At 62.5% G+C, this 14,251-nt stretch carries 12 protein-coding genes; 2 read left to right on the top strand and 10 right to left on the bottom strand.

Features of this window, described 5'->3' with window-relative positions; translation table 11 throughout:
* Positions 1-108: 108 nt before the first annotated feature.
* From LT40_RS20385 to ffh, 10 genes are all read right to left on the bottom strand, one after another.
* Positions 109-3,447: a transporter substrate-binding domain-containing protein gene (locus LT40_RS20385; RefSeq protein WP_237749273.1), complete on the bottom strand. Its 3,339-nt coding sequence runs from the start codon at positions 3,445-3,447 to the stop codon at positions 109-111.
* A gap of 134 nt (positions 3,448-3,581) precedes the next feature.
* The gene (gene thrC, locus LT40_RS20380; RefSeq protein ID WP_043193045.1) at positions 3,582-4,991 is read right to left on the bottom strand and encodes a threonine synthase; all 1,410 of its coding nucleotides are present in this window, start codon (positions 4,989-4,991) and stop codon (positions 3,582-3,584) included.
* A 25-nt stretch (positions 4,992-5,016) separates the two neighbouring features.
* Complete coding sequence (locus LT40_RS20375; RefSeq protein WP_043193044.1) at positions 5,017-6,321, bottom strand: homoserine dehydrogenase; 1,305 nt, start codon at positions 6,319-6,321, stop codon at positions 5,017-5,019.
* A gap of 93 nt (positions 6,322-6,414) precedes the next feature.
* Positions 6,415-7,149 (bottom strand): DsbC family protein, encoded by a 735-nt coding sequence (locus LT40_RS20370; protein ID WP_043193042.1) that lies wholly within the window; start codon positions 7,147-7,149, stop codon positions 6,415-6,417.
* Between the two features lie 142 nt (positions 7,150-7,291).
* A complete protein-coding gene (gene xerD, locus LT40_RS20365; protein ID WP_043193040.1) occupies positions 7,292-8,188 on the bottom strand; it encodes a site-specific tyrosine recombinase XerD in 897 nt (298 codons plus the stop codon).
* 193 nt (positions 8,189-8,381) lie between these two features.
* Positions 8,382-8,732, bottom strand: coding sequence for a 50S ribosomal protein L19 (gene rplS, locus LT40_RS20360; RefSeq protein ID WP_043193039.1), 351 nt, complete (start codon positions 8,730-8,732; stop codon positions 8,382-8,384).
* Between the two features lie 42 nt (positions 8,733-8,774).
* Positions 8,775-9,527, bottom strand: coding sequence for a tRNA (guanosine(37)-N1)-methyltransferase TrmD (gene trmD / locus LT40_RS20355; RefSeq protein WP_043193037.1), 753 nt, complete (start codon positions 9,525-9,527; stop codon positions 8,775-8,777).
* A gap of 3 nt (positions 9,528-9,530) precedes the next feature.
* A complete protein-coding gene (gene rimM / locus LT40_RS20350; RefSeq protein ID WP_043193036.1) occupies positions 9,531-10,070 on the bottom strand; it encodes a ribosome maturation factor RimM in 540 nt (179 codons plus the stop codon).
* 5 nt (positions 10,071-10,075) lie between these two features.
* Complete coding sequence (rpsP, locus tag LT40_RS20345) at positions 10,076-10,327, bottom strand: 30S ribosomal protein S16 (protein WP_043193034.1); 252 nt, start codon at positions 10,325-10,327, stop codon at positions 10,076-10,078.
* Between the two features lie 257 nt (positions 10,328-10,584).
* On the bottom strand, positions 10,585-11,967 hold the full coding sequence (gene ffh / locus LT40_RS20340; protein ID WP_043193032.1) for a signal recognition particle protein: 1,383 nt from the start codon (positions 11,965-11,967) through the stop codon (positions 10,585-10,587).
* Between the two features lie 167 nt (positions 11,968-12,134).
* Here ffh and LT40_RS20335 point away from each other — a divergent pair, with 167 nt between their 5' ends.
* On the top strand, positions 12,135-12,947 hold the full coding sequence (locus LT40_RS20335; protein WP_043193030.1) for a cytochrome C assembly family protein: 813 nt from the start codon (positions 12,135-12,137) through the stop codon (positions 12,945-12,947).
* A gap of 10 nt (positions 12,948-12,957) precedes the next feature.
* Positions 12,958-14,193 carry a transporter associated domain-containing protein gene (locus LT40_RS20330; RefSeq protein ID WP_084139857.1) on the top strand — a complete coding sequence of 412 codons (1,236 nt, stop codon included), beginning with the start codon at positions 12,958-12,960 and terminating at the stop codon, positions 14,191-14,193.
* Positions 14,194-14,251 lie beyond the last annotated feature (58 nt).

The following is a 14,251-nucleotide window of genomic DNA, read 5'->3' as shown; positions in this document are numbered from 1 at the left end:
CCTCGAGTGAGCGCATCGGGCTGCGCATTGACCGGCACTTTAAAGGGCTAACGGGACGCCTGGGATAGGACAAGTCCTAAATTTCCGGGGAATTTTCCGAGTAGCAGGCTATTTCGGCCGCCGACCTGATGATCTTGCCCCACGCGCCTGGGCCGAGATGTCGGCAATGATCTGCGCCAGCTTGTCCAGCGCTATCGGTTTGACCAGCAGTTCATCCATACCCGCCTCGATACAGCGCAGGCGCTCGTCCTGCATCGCATTGGCGGTGCAGCCGATAATCCTGACCGGAGGCGCATCGGATTCCGCTTCGTCCTGGCGAATGGCTCGGCACAAGACATGGCCGTTCATGCCCGGCATGTTGCAGTCGGTGAGCACCAGGTCGAAATGCCTGGCCTGCCACGCAGCCAGTGCCGCCACGCCGTCGCTGGCGTCCTGTACCCGATGCCCGAGGAACTGCAACTGCTGGGTCAGCACCATCCGATTGGCCGACAGATCGTCCACCACCAGTATGTCCAGCCCGGCACTGGCGGGCCTTGCCTGCACGATCGGCTCAGCGGCCTCGTGCCCAAGCGCGTGCCGAACATCGATCTGCACTTCGACCCGCGTACCGACGCCTTCAGTGCTTTGCAGGTCGATCGTGCCGCCCATCAACTGGACCATCTGCTTGCAGATGGTCAACCCCAGGCCGGTTCCGACGGATTCCTGCTGCAGGTCCACGCCACCCTGGACGAACGGCTTGAACAGCCTGGCCCGTTGAGTGGAGGTCATGCCCGCACCGGTGTCACTGACGACAACGCTCAGCCGCCACTGGCCTGGGTCGAGCGGCTGCGCGTCGACCGCCAGGCTCACGCTGCCGCGGCGGGTGAACTTCAGCGCATTGCCAAGCAGATTGTGAACCACCTGCCGCAACCGCAACGGGTCGAACCACAATGCGCTGGCCACGGCGGGCGCGATGTCGAGGTTCAGCGCGACGCCCTTGCGCTGCGCCTGGGCCGAGAACAGGCGAAGCATGCCTTCGAAGAACGGCTTCACCTCGGTCACCTGTTCGGCCAGCTGCATGCTGCCCGACTCGATCTTCGCCAGGTCCAGGCTGTCGCCGATCAAAGCGATGAGTTCCTGCGCCGACTGCCAGGCCACTTCAAGGGCGTCGGAAACCGGTTGGTCGTCACGCTTGCGCCGTTCACGCTCCAGTTCGAGCAGGCCGATGATTGCCGCCATGGGCGTGCGAATCTCATGGCTCATGGTCGCCAGAAAAACGCTCTTGGCCTGGTTGGCCTGTTCGGCAATGTGCCGGGCTTCGACCAGTTGATCTTCCAGGCGCTTGCGCTCGGAGATATCGATCCATCCGCCCAGCAGTCCTTGCAACTGCCCCTCGGCATTGTAGAACGGCACGATCCATTGCCAGGCGTGGACCTTGCGGCCATGCATCTGGATCTGCCGGTCGGCCGAGACCGGCTGCTGATCGTCCAGCAGCTTGAGATAGTCGCGATGCATCTGCTCGGCCTCGTCCGCATTGACCACGGCGAGTTCCTGCAACGTGCGCCCCTGGATGTCCCGCAGGGACGTGGCAAAGCTCTGCTCGTAACTCTTGTTGCAGGACAACAGCCGCGCCTGCAGGTCGCGAACGTAGATGGGACTGGGAATGCCATCGAGCAAGGCGTGCTGGAACGCCAACTGGTCGTTGAGCGCCTGCTCGGCCTTGAGCCGTTGACGGATCTGCACCTTGAGTCGGCCACTCCACAACAGTGACACGGCGCCCAGCACAAGGGCTGCTGCCAGCAGCCAATAGACCCAGGTGGCAATGCGTTGCCACATGGGCTCCGGCGGCACCACCGCACCCAGCCACTTCAGCCGCGCTGCGCGCAGCTCCGCTACCGGGTACGCCTCCAGGGCTTTGTTGATGATGGCTGTGAGTTCGGGTTCGGAGGCACGAATGGCGAAGCGGTCGGGTGACCATTCGCCGTCGACGTTGCGGCCCACTTTGAGCACGCCGGGCGGATAACGGCCTACCGCGCGATAGGCACCCACTTCACTGTCGATGGTCGCATCCGCCTCACCGCTGGCCACCAGTTCGCGGGCCTTGTCGTAGGTGCTGACCAGGCGCAGCTTGATGTGCGGGTACTGGCTGCGGATCGCGCTTTCCAATGCGTGCTCGGCTGGAATGGCCAGGACCTTGCCGGCCAGTTCGTCCAGATGCCCGATGGGCAGATCCTCGGCACGAACGATGAAGACCCAGCCCTGGCCACCGAAGGAATGGCTGAAACTCAGGAACGCCTTGCGCTCCGGCGTTTCCGAAAGCGTGGTGTTCATGTCGGCCTGGCCATGCTTGAGCATGTCCAGGCTCTGGGCCATGGAATTGGAAGGCAGGTAGACGAACTGCAATCCGGTCATGTGTGACAGTGTTGCCAGCACTTCGCTGTTCAGCCCTACCCAGTTGCCTTGCCGGTCACGGTACAGATAGGGCGGATATTGCGTCGCGACCACACGCACCTGGCGATGTCGGGCGATCCAGGCTTGCTCGGCGGGCTCCAGCGGGACCCGATGGTGGCCAATTTCCGACCCAAGGCCAGTGGTCCAGCGAGTAAGGATCTCGCGACGCAAGCTCTCGTCGATGCTGGCCAACGCCCGTTCGACCATCTGTCCCAGCACCGGATCGGCCTGGCGGCTGGCGATGGTGTAGCCCACCGGTGGCAGACCGCTCGGGCCGACGATGTCCAGCGCCAGGTAGGGACGCAGGGCGTTGTAGGCACGCACGATCACCTCGTTGCTGATCATGGCATCGACATCCCCCTGATGCAGCGCCTGCAGGCCACTGCTAAGGCTGGGTGCCATGACGATGCGGCTTTCGGGATAGACCCGCTGCACCGTGGCATCGTCCGCATAGCCTTCTACCAGAGCGACCTTCTCACCGGCCAGGCCGCCTTCCTGCCGGCCGCCCGCGCGGCGCACGATGACGCCGCGGTCGGGCATGTATTCCTTGGAAAACGCCAGGCCGTCGATGGCCTGCTCGAACGCATTGGCGCTGGTCAGCAGGTCGATTTCGCCATCCTTGAGCGCCTGCACCGCCTCGCTGCGCTGGGCGAAGCCCAACACGCGAAGCTCGACCCCCAGGCGGCTGCCGATCAGGCTCAAGTAGTCGGCGCTCACGCCTTGATAGCGGTTGCGATCGCTGGTGATGTCGATGGGTTCGTGATCGGCCAGCGAAACACCGACCCTGAGCGTGCCGTGGCGCTTCAGCCATTGCCGTTCGCTGCTCGAGAGCGGCAGAGGGGAAAGCTGTGCGAAAGGTGCGACAAGCGCGAAGGGCAGGCTCTGGGTAGCCATTGCCGAACCGGGCAATACGCTGGAAACGCCCACTGTGAGCCCCATGAACACTCCCATGAAAGGCCCCGCCATCCACGCCGTTACCCCCGCGAGCGTGAAAAACGAGGTCCGTATGGGTTTCATGCCGTGCATCCTTGCCTGCGGGCCAAAAGGGCCTGGGAAAAAGTTGCATAAGCTTGGCACTGTAAAAAGCATAAAGCCCGCATCGCGCGGGCTTTATGTGTTTCAGATCGCGTCAGCCGCGATGCCGCCTGCCGTCACAGCGGCTTGCCACGGTTACCGTGCTGGCTGACGAAGGCTTGTACGGCCGAAAGATCGTTGGGCAGCACGGTGCATTTCTCTTCGCGCTCGAACAGATCGACCAGGTGCGGGGGCAGCTCCAGCGCCTTGCCCACACCGGCCTTCTGCACCGCTTCGGGGAACTTGACCGGATGCGCGGTACCCAGCACGACCATGGGCGTGTCCAGGCTTCGACGGCACTCGCGGGCCGCGCGCACGCCGATGGCCGTATGCGGGTCGAGGACTTCGCCGCAATCGGCGAACACCTGGGCGATGGTCTCGCAGGTCTGCTCGTCGCTGACCGCCAGCGAGTCGAACAGCTTGCGGGCCTCGGTCCAGCGCTCCTGCTCGACGCTGAAACCGCCGCCTTGGCGGAAGTTGTCCATCAGGCCGGCGATGGCCGCACCGTTGCGGCCATGCAGGTCGAACAGCAGGCGCTCGAAGTTAGACGATACCATGATGTCCATCGACGGCGACAACGTCGCGTGCAGGGTTTCCTTGACGTACTGGTTGCCGCTCATGAAGCGGTGCAGGATGTCGTTGCGGTTGGTGGCCACCACCAACTGGTTGATCGGCAGGCCCATGTTGCGTGCCAGGTAACCGGCGAAGATATCGCCGAAGTTGCCGGTTGGCACCGAGAAGGCGACCGAACGCGCTGGCCCGCCCAACTGCAGCGCAGCATGGAAGTAGTAGACGATCTGGGCCATGATCCGCGCCCAGTTGATCGAGTTCACCGCCACCAGCGGCGTGCCCTTGAGGAAGCTCTGGTCGGCGAAACTGTTCTTGACCATTTCCTGGCAGTCGTCGAAGTTGCCTTCGATGGCGATGTTGTGCACGTTGTCGCCGGCGATCGTGGTCATCTGCCGACGCTGCACCGCCGAGACGCGCTCGTGCGGATGCAGGATGAAGATGTCGACGTTCTCGCAGTGCTTGCAGCCTTCGATCGCCGCCGACCCAGTGTCGCCACTGGTGGCGCCGATGATGACCACGCGCTGGCCACGCTTGGCCAGGACATAGTCGAGCAGACGGCCCAGCAACTGCAAGGCAAAGTCCTTGAACGCCAGGGTCGGTCCGTGGAACAGCTCCATCACCCACTCATTGCCACCCAATTGGCGCAAAGGGGCGATCGAAGCGTGGGCGAAGACTGCGTAGGTGTCCTCGAGAATCTTCTTGAAGTCGGCGTCCGGGATGCTGCCGGTGACGAACGGGCGCATTACCCGGAACGCCAGCTCGTGGTAAGGCAGGCCTGCCCAGGAAGCGATTTCTTCCTGGGTGAAACGCGGCAGATTTTCTGGCACATACAGGCCACCGTCGCTGGCCAGGCCAGCGAGCAGGACCTCTTCGAAGTTCAGGGCCGGGGCCTGACCGCGCGTACTGATATAACGCATTGCGAATTCCTCTGGCAGCTGCCGCTTAGTTCAAATGCTCGACACGGATGCGCACAACCGGCCCGACCACGCCCTGCAAGGCTTCCAGCGCCTTGATGGCATCATTGATGTGCCGTTCGACGACACGGTGGGTCAGCAGGATCATCGGCACCAGGCCGTCGTGCTCCTCGACCTCTTTCTGCATGATCGACTCGATGTTGATACCGCGCTCGGACAGGATGCTTGCTACCTGTGCCAGCACGCCCGGATGATCCTTGGCCTGGATGCGCAGGTAATAGGCACTTTCGCACGCTTCGATCGGCAGGATCGGGTGGGCAGACAGCGAGTCTGGCTGAAAGGCCAGGTGCGGCACACGGTTCTCCGGGTCCGAGGTCATGGCGCGAACCACGTCGACCAGGTCGGCGACCACGCTCGAGGCGGTGGGCTCCATGCCAGCACCGGCACCGTAGAACAGGGTGGAACCGGCCGCATCGCCGTTGACCATCACCGCATTCATCACGCCGTTGACGTTGGCGATCAGGCGGTCGGCCGGGATCAACGTCGGGTGGACCCGCAGCTCGATGCCGCGCTCGGTGCTGCGCGCCACGCCCAGGTGCTTGATGCGGTAGCCCAGGGCTTCGGCATAGTTGACGTCGGCCGTGGTCAGGCGGGTGATGCCTTCGGTGTAGGCCTTGTCGAACTGCAACGGGATGCCGAAGGCGATGGACGCCAGAATCGTCAGTTTGTGCGCCGCATCGATGCCTTCCACGTCGAAGGTCGGATCGGCTTCGGCATAGCCCAGTGTCTGCGCTTCGGCCAGGACGTCTTCGAAGGTACGGCCCTTCTCGCGCATTTCCGTGAGGATGAAATTGCCCGTGCCGTTGATGATGCCCGCGACCCAGTTGATACGGTTGGCCGACAGGCCTTCACGGATCGCCTTGATCACCGGGATGCCACCGGCAACGGCGGCTTCGAACGCGACGATCACGCCCTTCTCCCGCGCCTTGGCGAAGATCTCGTTGCCGTGCACGGCAATCAGCGCCTTGTTGGCGGTGACCACGTGCTTGCCGTTCTCGATGGCCTTGAGCACCAGTTCGCGCGCGACGGTGTAGCCACCGATCAGCTCGATGACGATATCGATCTCCGGGTTGCCGGCCACTGCGAAGACATCGTTGGTAATGGGGGTACCGGTAATCTGGCAGTTGGGGTTCGGCGAGCGCATCGCAATCTGCGCCACTTCAATACCGCGCCCGGCACGGCGGGCAATCTCCTCGGCGTTGCGCTGAAGTACGTTGAAGGTGCCGCCACCGACGGTACCTAACCCACAGATGCCTACTTTGACCGGTTTCACTCTGAACTCCCCATGAAGCGACCGCCCAGATGACGGTCGTGATACTGACCGCAGGCCTTCAACCTGCGGCTATTGATGACGTGCGAGTGCCGCTCAGCCTTTCGCGTCGAGGGCCAGCTTGGCCACGTTCGCCGCCGGCTGGTAGCCAGGGATGACCTGCCCGTTCTCCAGCACGATGGCGGGCGTGCCGCTGACACCGATCGACTGGCCCAGCTCGAACTGCTTGGCGACCGGGTTGACGCACGAAGGCGCCTTGATGGTATCGCCGGAGACCATCTTGTCCATGGCCGCCTTGCGATCCTTGGAGCACCATACCGCCTGCAACTGTTCGTCACCGGCCGATTTCAGACCCTGGCGCGGGAACGCCACGTAGCGGACCTCGACCCCCATGCGGTTGAGCTCGGGGACTTCGGCATGCAGCTTGTGGCAGTACGGGCAGGTGGTGTCGGTGAACACGGTGATGTGCGACTTGGTCTCGCCCACCGCCGGGTAGACCACGGTATCGGCGACCGGAATGGCATTGATGGTCTTGGCGATGGCCAGCCGCTCGGTCTTCTCGGTCAGGTTGACCGGCTTGCCATTCTGGATCTGGAACAGGTAGCCCTGCATGACGAACTGACCGTCGGCGCTGGCATACAGTACGCGACCGCCCTTGAGCTTGACCTCGTACAGGCCATTGAGCGGGCTGGCGCCCACGCTTTCGATAGGCACTTCCAGTTGCAGGGTCTGCAGGGTCTTGCGAATCGCTTGCTCCGCAGCCGGATCGGCGACGGCAAAGGTGCTGGCCAACGCAAGGGCTGCGGCGGCGAAAAGACGGGTCACGCGCATGGGAACTCCTGGAGCGACGGACTTGAGGGGCGATGGAGGATCAACTCGTCACGGCCCGCTGCATAAACCGGGCAAGCCTACCACATTCATTGGTCAAGACCGACTGCGGACAACGTTCGACACAGAGCCGAATCGTCCGATTTCATCCCCGCGGATGGTGTTTGGCATGCAGGTCCTGCAGACGCGCACGCGCCACGTGGGTGTAGATCTGCGTGGTCGACAGATCGCTGTGGCCGAGCAGCATCTGCACCACGCGCAGGTCCGCACCATGGTTGAGCAGATGGGTAGCGAACGCATGGCGCAGCGTGTGCGGCGACAACGACTTGGCGATGCCGGCGACCTGAGCCTGGTGCTTGATGCGATGCCAGAACGTCTGCCGGGTCATCTGCTCGCCACGCTGGCTGGGAAAGACGACGTCGCTGGGCCTGCCGCCGAGCAGTTCATGGCGCCCGTCGCGCAGGTAGCGCTCCACCCAGACCACCGCTTCCTCCCCCATCGGCACAAGCCGCTCCTTGTTGCCCTTGCCCACCACGCGCAACACGCCCTGGCGCAGATTGACCTGATCCAGGGTCAGGCTGATCAATTCGGTCACCCGCAGGCCGCAGGCATACAGCACCTCGAGCATGGCGCGGTCACGCTGGCCGATGGGCTCGCCCAGGTCGGGTGCCTGGAGCAGCGCCTCGACGTCGGCTTCGGATAACGACTTGGGCAACGGCTTGCCCAGTTGCGGCATGTCGATCTGCAAGGTCGGGTCGCTGTCGATCAGCTTCTCGCGCAGCAAATAACGATAGAAACCTCGCGCACCGGACAGCAACCGCGCCGTGGAGCGCGCCTTGTAGCCCTGCTCGACTCGCCAGGCCAGGTGATCGAGCAGCACCTCGCGACCGGCCGCATCCAGCGCGATGCCACGCTCCTGCAGCCAGCCGTTGAACAACGCCAGATCGCTGCGGTAGGCGTCACGACTGTTCTGCGAGAGGCCTTTTTCCAGCCACAGGGCATCAAGAAATTGATCGATCAGGGGGTGGTCTAGGGCTGGCATTGAGGTCGCAGGGTTGTGGGGGTCCGGGAATGATAACAGGGCACAGAGTCAGGGCGACGCCTTCGCGGGCAGAGGGCTCGCCGCCCGCCCCGCTCCCACATGAACATCGTCATTGAACACTCATCTGCCAACACTCGCCCACAAAAAAGGCAGCCCGAAGGCTGCCTTTTTCTGCATCAGAAACAAACTGTACTCAGGACAGTTTTTCCTTGATACGTGCTGCTTTACCAGACAGGTCGCGCAGGTAGTACAGCTTGGCTTTACGCACGTCACCACGACGTTTCACGGCCATGCTGTCGATCTGCGGGCTGTAGGTCTGGAAAGTACGCTCTACGCCAACACCGTTGGAGATTTTACGTACGGTGAAAGCACTGTTCACGCCGCGGTTGCGCTTGGCGATGACAACGCCTTCGAACGCCTGCAGACGGGAACGATCGCCTTCCTTCACTTTCACCTGAACGACGATGGTGTCGCCCGGGGCAAAGGGAGGGATTTCTTTGGTCATCTGCTCTGCTTCGAGTGCAAGGATGATTTTGTTGGTCATGCTGTGCTCCTAAGGTAAATCGTCTGACTTACCATCGATACGTTAACTATCGTTCCGCTCGCGGAGATACTCCGCCAGCAGCTTGTTCTCTTCTCCAGAAAGCGAGCGTCTTTCCAGAAGATCGGCACGTCGTTCGTAGGTCCGCCCAAGGGACTGCTGCAAACGCCAGCGCCGGATGTGTGCATGATTGCCGCTAAGCAATATGTCGGGAACACGCTGATCCGCATACACCTCCGGTCGGGTGTAGTGCGGGCAATCCAGCAGACCGTCCGTGAAGGAGTCTTCCTCCGCGGAGTCCGCATGCCCCAAAGCTCCGGGCAGCAGCCGTGTAACCGCATCGATCAGGACCATGGCAGGCAATTCACCGCCCGACAGCACATAGTCGCCAACAGACCACTCTTCATCGACATGAGCTTCAATGAAACGCTCGTCGATGCCTTCGTATCGCCCGGCGATCAGAATCAAGGATTCGGAAGTCGCCAGTTGTTTCACCGCACCCTGTACCAGCGGCCGGCCCTGGGGCGAGAGGTAGATCACCTTCGCCGCTTCCCCTGCCGCAGCCTTGGCCTGAACCAGGGCATCTTCCAGGGGCTTGATCTTCATCACCATTCCCGGACCACCGCCAAAGGGCCGGTCATCCACTGTGTGGTGACGGTCCATGGTGTAGTCCCGCGGGTTCCAGCAGGTCAGTTGCAACAACCCCTGTTTCACCGCGCGGCTGGTAATGCCGTACTCGCTGATGGCCGAGAACATCTCGGGGAACAGGGTGATCACTTCAACGCGAAGGGTTGCCATCGCCTAGAAGTCCGCGTCCCAATCCACCCTCATCTCGCCAGCGGCCAGGTCGACCTTCAACACGCATTGCGCCGTATAGGGCAACAGGCGTTCACGATCATCCAGGCTGCCCGCGCAGGGCTTCACCACCATTACATCGTTGGCGCCGGTCTCCAACAGGTGATCGACCGTGCCGAGCAATTGCTCCTGCAGATCGATGACTTTCAAGCCTTGAAGCTGATACCAGTAGTAATCATCTTCGGCCAGGTCGGGCAAAAGGCTGCGCGAGATGCAAATCTCGTAACCGGACAGAAGACGGGCTTCGTCGCGATCATCCAGGCCTTTCAACTTGGCAACCAGATCCTTTTGTGTGGATCGGCCGCTGACCAGCTCTACCTGTTTGACGACAACCCCTTCGCGCTTGAGCGTCCAGGTCTTGTAATCGAGCAGGTTTTCTATCGGATCGGTAAAGGAAAAGACCTTCACCTCGCCGCGAACGCCGTGTACCGAGAAAATCTTGCCGACGACGATCAAGTCATCAGCGGAATCTGGCGTCGCGTTCATATTGCTCAGGCCGCGGCCTTGGCATTTTCCTTCAGCAACTGAGCAACGCGCTCAGAAGGCTGTGCACCAACGCTCAACCAGTGGTTGACGCGCTCTTGGTTCACGGACAGACGGATTTCCTGACCACGGGCAACAGGGTTGAAGAAACCCACGTGCTCTTTGTGGGAACCGTCACGCGGGTTGCGCGAATCGGTTACGGTCAGTTGGTAAAACGGGCGCTTTTTGGAGCCGCCACGGGCAAGACGGATGGTTAGCATTGAACATCGTTCCTGTAGTCGGTGCTGCAAATCATAATGCACAGCGGGCACACGGGTGCCCGAAAGGCCGCATATTCTCAGGGAATACACGGACATTTGCAAATGCCTTTTTCCGATAGGTCGGGGCTTGCAGCGCAGATTTGCCTATAAGCCGTTGCAAGCAACGGAGTTTGGCCACATGGCCAGGGTATTCGTCGGCACGGGAAGTAGACGTGTGGGAGCAGGCTCCCACAGGGCTTTCGTACCGACGCAATGCGTTACATCTTGGGCATGCCGCCACCGCCGCCGGGCAGCATGCCGCCCATGCCGCGCATCATCTTGGCCATGCCACCCTTGGTGGAAAACTTCTTCATCATCTTCTGCATCTGCTTGTGCTGCTTGATCAAGCGACCGATGTCCTGCACCTGGGTGCCGGAGCCCATGGCGATGCGACGCTTGCGCGAACCGCTGATCACGTCCGGGTCGCGGCGCTCGGCCGGGGTCATGGAGTTGATGATGGCTTCCATCTGCTTGAACTGCTTCTCGGCAACGTTCTGGGCGTTGCCCATCTGCGAGAGGTTCACGCCGCCGATGCTGGGCAGCTTGTCCATCAGGCCACCGAGGCCGCCCATGGTCTTCATCTGCACGAGCTGGTCACGGAAGTCTTCGAGGTCGAAGCCCTTGCCCTTCTTCAGTTTCTTGGCGAGCTTGTCGGCCTTGTCCTTGTCCAGCGTCTGCTCGGCCTGCTCGATCAGGCTGAGCACGTCGCCCATGCCCAGGATCCGCGAGGCAATCCGGTCGGGGTGGAACGGCTCGAGTGCTTCGCTTTTCTCGCCCATGCCGATGAACTTGATCGGCTTGCCGGTGATGGCGCGCACCGACAGCGCAGCACCGCCACGGGCGTCGCCGTCGACCTTGGTCAGGATCACGCCGGTCAGCGGCAGTGCATCACCGAAGGCCTTGGCCGTGTTGGCCGCGTCCTGACCGGTCATGGCGTCGACCACGAACAGGGTTTCGGCCGGCTTGACCGCGGCGTGCAACTGCTGGATCTCGCCCATCATCTCGGCGTCGATGTGCAGGCGCCCGGCGGTGTCGAGAATGACCACGTCGATGAACTTGAGCTTGGCCTCGCGGATCGCCGCGTGAGCGATGTCCACCGGCTTCTGGCTGATGTCGGACGGGAAGAAGGTCACGCCGATATCGCTGGCCAGGGTTTCCAGCTGCTTGATGGCCGCCGGGCGGTAGACGTCGGCCGACACCACCATCACGGTCTTCTTCTTGCGCTCTTTAAGGAAGCGCGCCAGCTTGCCGGCGGTGGTCGTCTTGCCCGCGCCCTGCAGACCAGCCATGAGGATGACTGCGGGCGGGGTCACCGCCAGGCTCAGTTCCTCGTTGGCGGCGCCCATCATCTCGACGAGCTCGGCCTGGACGATCTTCACGAACGCCTGGCCCGGGGTCAGGCTGCGCGAAACCTCAGTGCCGACCGCACGCTCCTTGACCTTGTTGACGAAGTCCTTCACCACCGGCAAGGCGACGTCGGCTTCGAGCAACGCCATGCGCACTTCGCGCAGGGTGTCTTTGATATTGTCCTCGGTCAGCTTGGCTTTGCCGGTAACGTGGCGCAGCGTCTGCGAGAGGCGGTCTGTAAGGTTTTCAAACATGTCGCGATCCTTTCTGGCTCTGGTTGAGCCGAGGTTGTGGCGGCAAGAGCAGGCCGGCGATTATAACCAAGAGTGGGTGCCACGGACACTGCGCGGTATGCAGTCTTTCGTCGGCAGGCATTTGATGCCAAACTCAGGCACTTTCCGGCGTGTGCTCCACAGGACCTATGCTCCCCTTGTCACCCAGTCTACTACCCACTCTCGCCGCCGCCTGCCTGTACGCCGCTGCGACTGCCTATCAGGCAACCCGTATTGGCCAAGGCAGCAAGGCTGACAAACGCCTGCTCTACCTGTTCGGCTTCCTGGCCGTCATCGCCCATGGCTGCGCGCTGTTCTCGCAATTGCTGACGCCACTGGGGCTGAGCCTGGACTTTTTCACCGCAGCCAGCCTGATCGCCGTGGCGGTGATCGCCCTGACCCTGTTGGCCACCAGTCAGATTCCAGTGGAAAACCTGCTGGTGCTGCTGTTTCCCCTGGGCCTGGCGACCATCCTGATCGCCCAGTTCGTGCCCGGCGGGACCGCGCCGCTGATCCACGAAGAGCCCGGCATCCTCACACACATCCTGTTGTCCATCCTGGCCTACGGCATGTTCACCATCGCCGTGTTCCAGTCGCTGCTGCTGTTGCTGCAGAACCACCAGCTCAAGCACAAGCATCCCACCGGCCTGATCAAGAACTTCCCGCCGCTGCAGACCATGGAAAGCCTGCTGTTCGGCTTCATCTGGGCCGGCTGGGCACTGTTGTCGCTGTCGCTGATTTCGGGCTGGGTGTTCGTCGAGAACCTGTTCGCGCAGCACCTGGTGCACAAGACCCTGCTCGCCTGTCTGGCCTGGATCGTCTTCAGCGTACTGCTGTGGGGACGCAATCGCCTGGGCTGGCGCGGGCACAAGGCCATTCGCTGGACGCTGGCCGGTTTCTGCCTGTTGATGCTGGCCTATTTCGGCAGCAAGCTGGTTCGCGAATACATTCTGCACATCTGACAGGTCACCCATGGACACTCTGCCCCTAGGGCCGATGCTCGGCGCGCTGGCGCTGGCCATTCTCCTCGCCGCGTTGCTGAGTGCAGTGCAAGCTGCGCTGCACACGCTGGCCGCCCAGCGCCCCACCGGGCGCAACGGCGATCGACCGGCGCTGCAGGCGCCACTGCCCAGCCTGGTATTGCTCAACACCCTGGCCCGGGCCCTGGCCGTCACGCTGGGAGTCACCCTGGGCATCTATCTGCACGGTGCCCATGGCGCGTGGCTCGGCGGCCTGGGCACGGCGATTGTCCTGCTGGTGCTGTCCGACTACTTGCCGCACCGCCTGGCCCAGCGCTACCCACGGCCATTCATCGGCATGGCCAATGCGCTGCTGGCTGCGCCCTTGAAACTGGTCTGGCCACTGGCGTGGTTGCTGGACGGCGCTGCGCGCCTGCTGGTCGTACCCTTCGCCCGCAAGGACCCGAGTCAGGGCCCCCAGCAGGAACCTGCCCAGCCCCGTAGCGTGCTCGATGAATTGGCTGCCGAGGCGCGCAGCAACAAGCCGCACCTGGCCAACAGCATTCATGCTTTGGACAAGATCACGGTCAACGACATCCTGGTCCCGCGCAACGAGATCGACGGCATCAACCTGGAAGATTCCCTGGACGAGATCATCGATCAGCTGATGATCAGCCGCCACACCCGCCTGCCGGTCTTCCACAACGACATCAATCACGTCGAACGCGTGCTCAACACGCGCCAGATCAGCCATTTGCTGCCGCAGCGCGAGCTCACCATCGAGGCCCTGCTGGCGGCCTGCTACGAAGCCTACTTCGTCCCGGAAAGCACACCCCTGCAAATGCAGCTGCTGAACTTCCACAAACAGCAGCGCCGGCTGGGCATCGTGGTCGACGAATACGGCGAGGTGCAAGGCATCGTCACCCTGGAAGACATTCTGGAGGAGATCGTCGGCGAGTTCGAAGATGACGACGCCCTGGCCAATCCGCACATCCACCCGCAGCTGGACGGCCGCTTCGTGGTCGAGGGCCAGGCTTCCATCCGCGACATCAACAAGAGCCTGGGCTGGCACCTGCCCAGCGACGGCCCCAAGACCCTGAACGGGTTGGTGACCGAGGCGCTGGAGAGCATTCCGGCCAGCGCGGTGTGCCTGAAGATCGGGCGTTATCGGATGGAGATTCTCGAAACCGAGGAAAACCGCGCGTCGCGGGTGCTGATCTGGCACGCAAGCAGCCTGCCAGCGGCATGACACAGGCATCGCACCTGGTCCTGACCGGCGCCGCCATCGGGCTGACGCCGGTCGATCT

This window comes from Pseudomonas rhizosphaerae (genome assembly GCF_000761155.1).
Lineage (GTDB): Bacteria > Pseudomonadota > Gammaproteobacteria > Pseudomonadales > Pseudomonadaceae > Aquipseudomonas > Aquipseudomonas rhizosphaerae.
The sequence above is the reverse complement of the archived record's forward strand: the minus strand, read 5'-3'. Positions and strand labels throughout refer to the sequence as shown.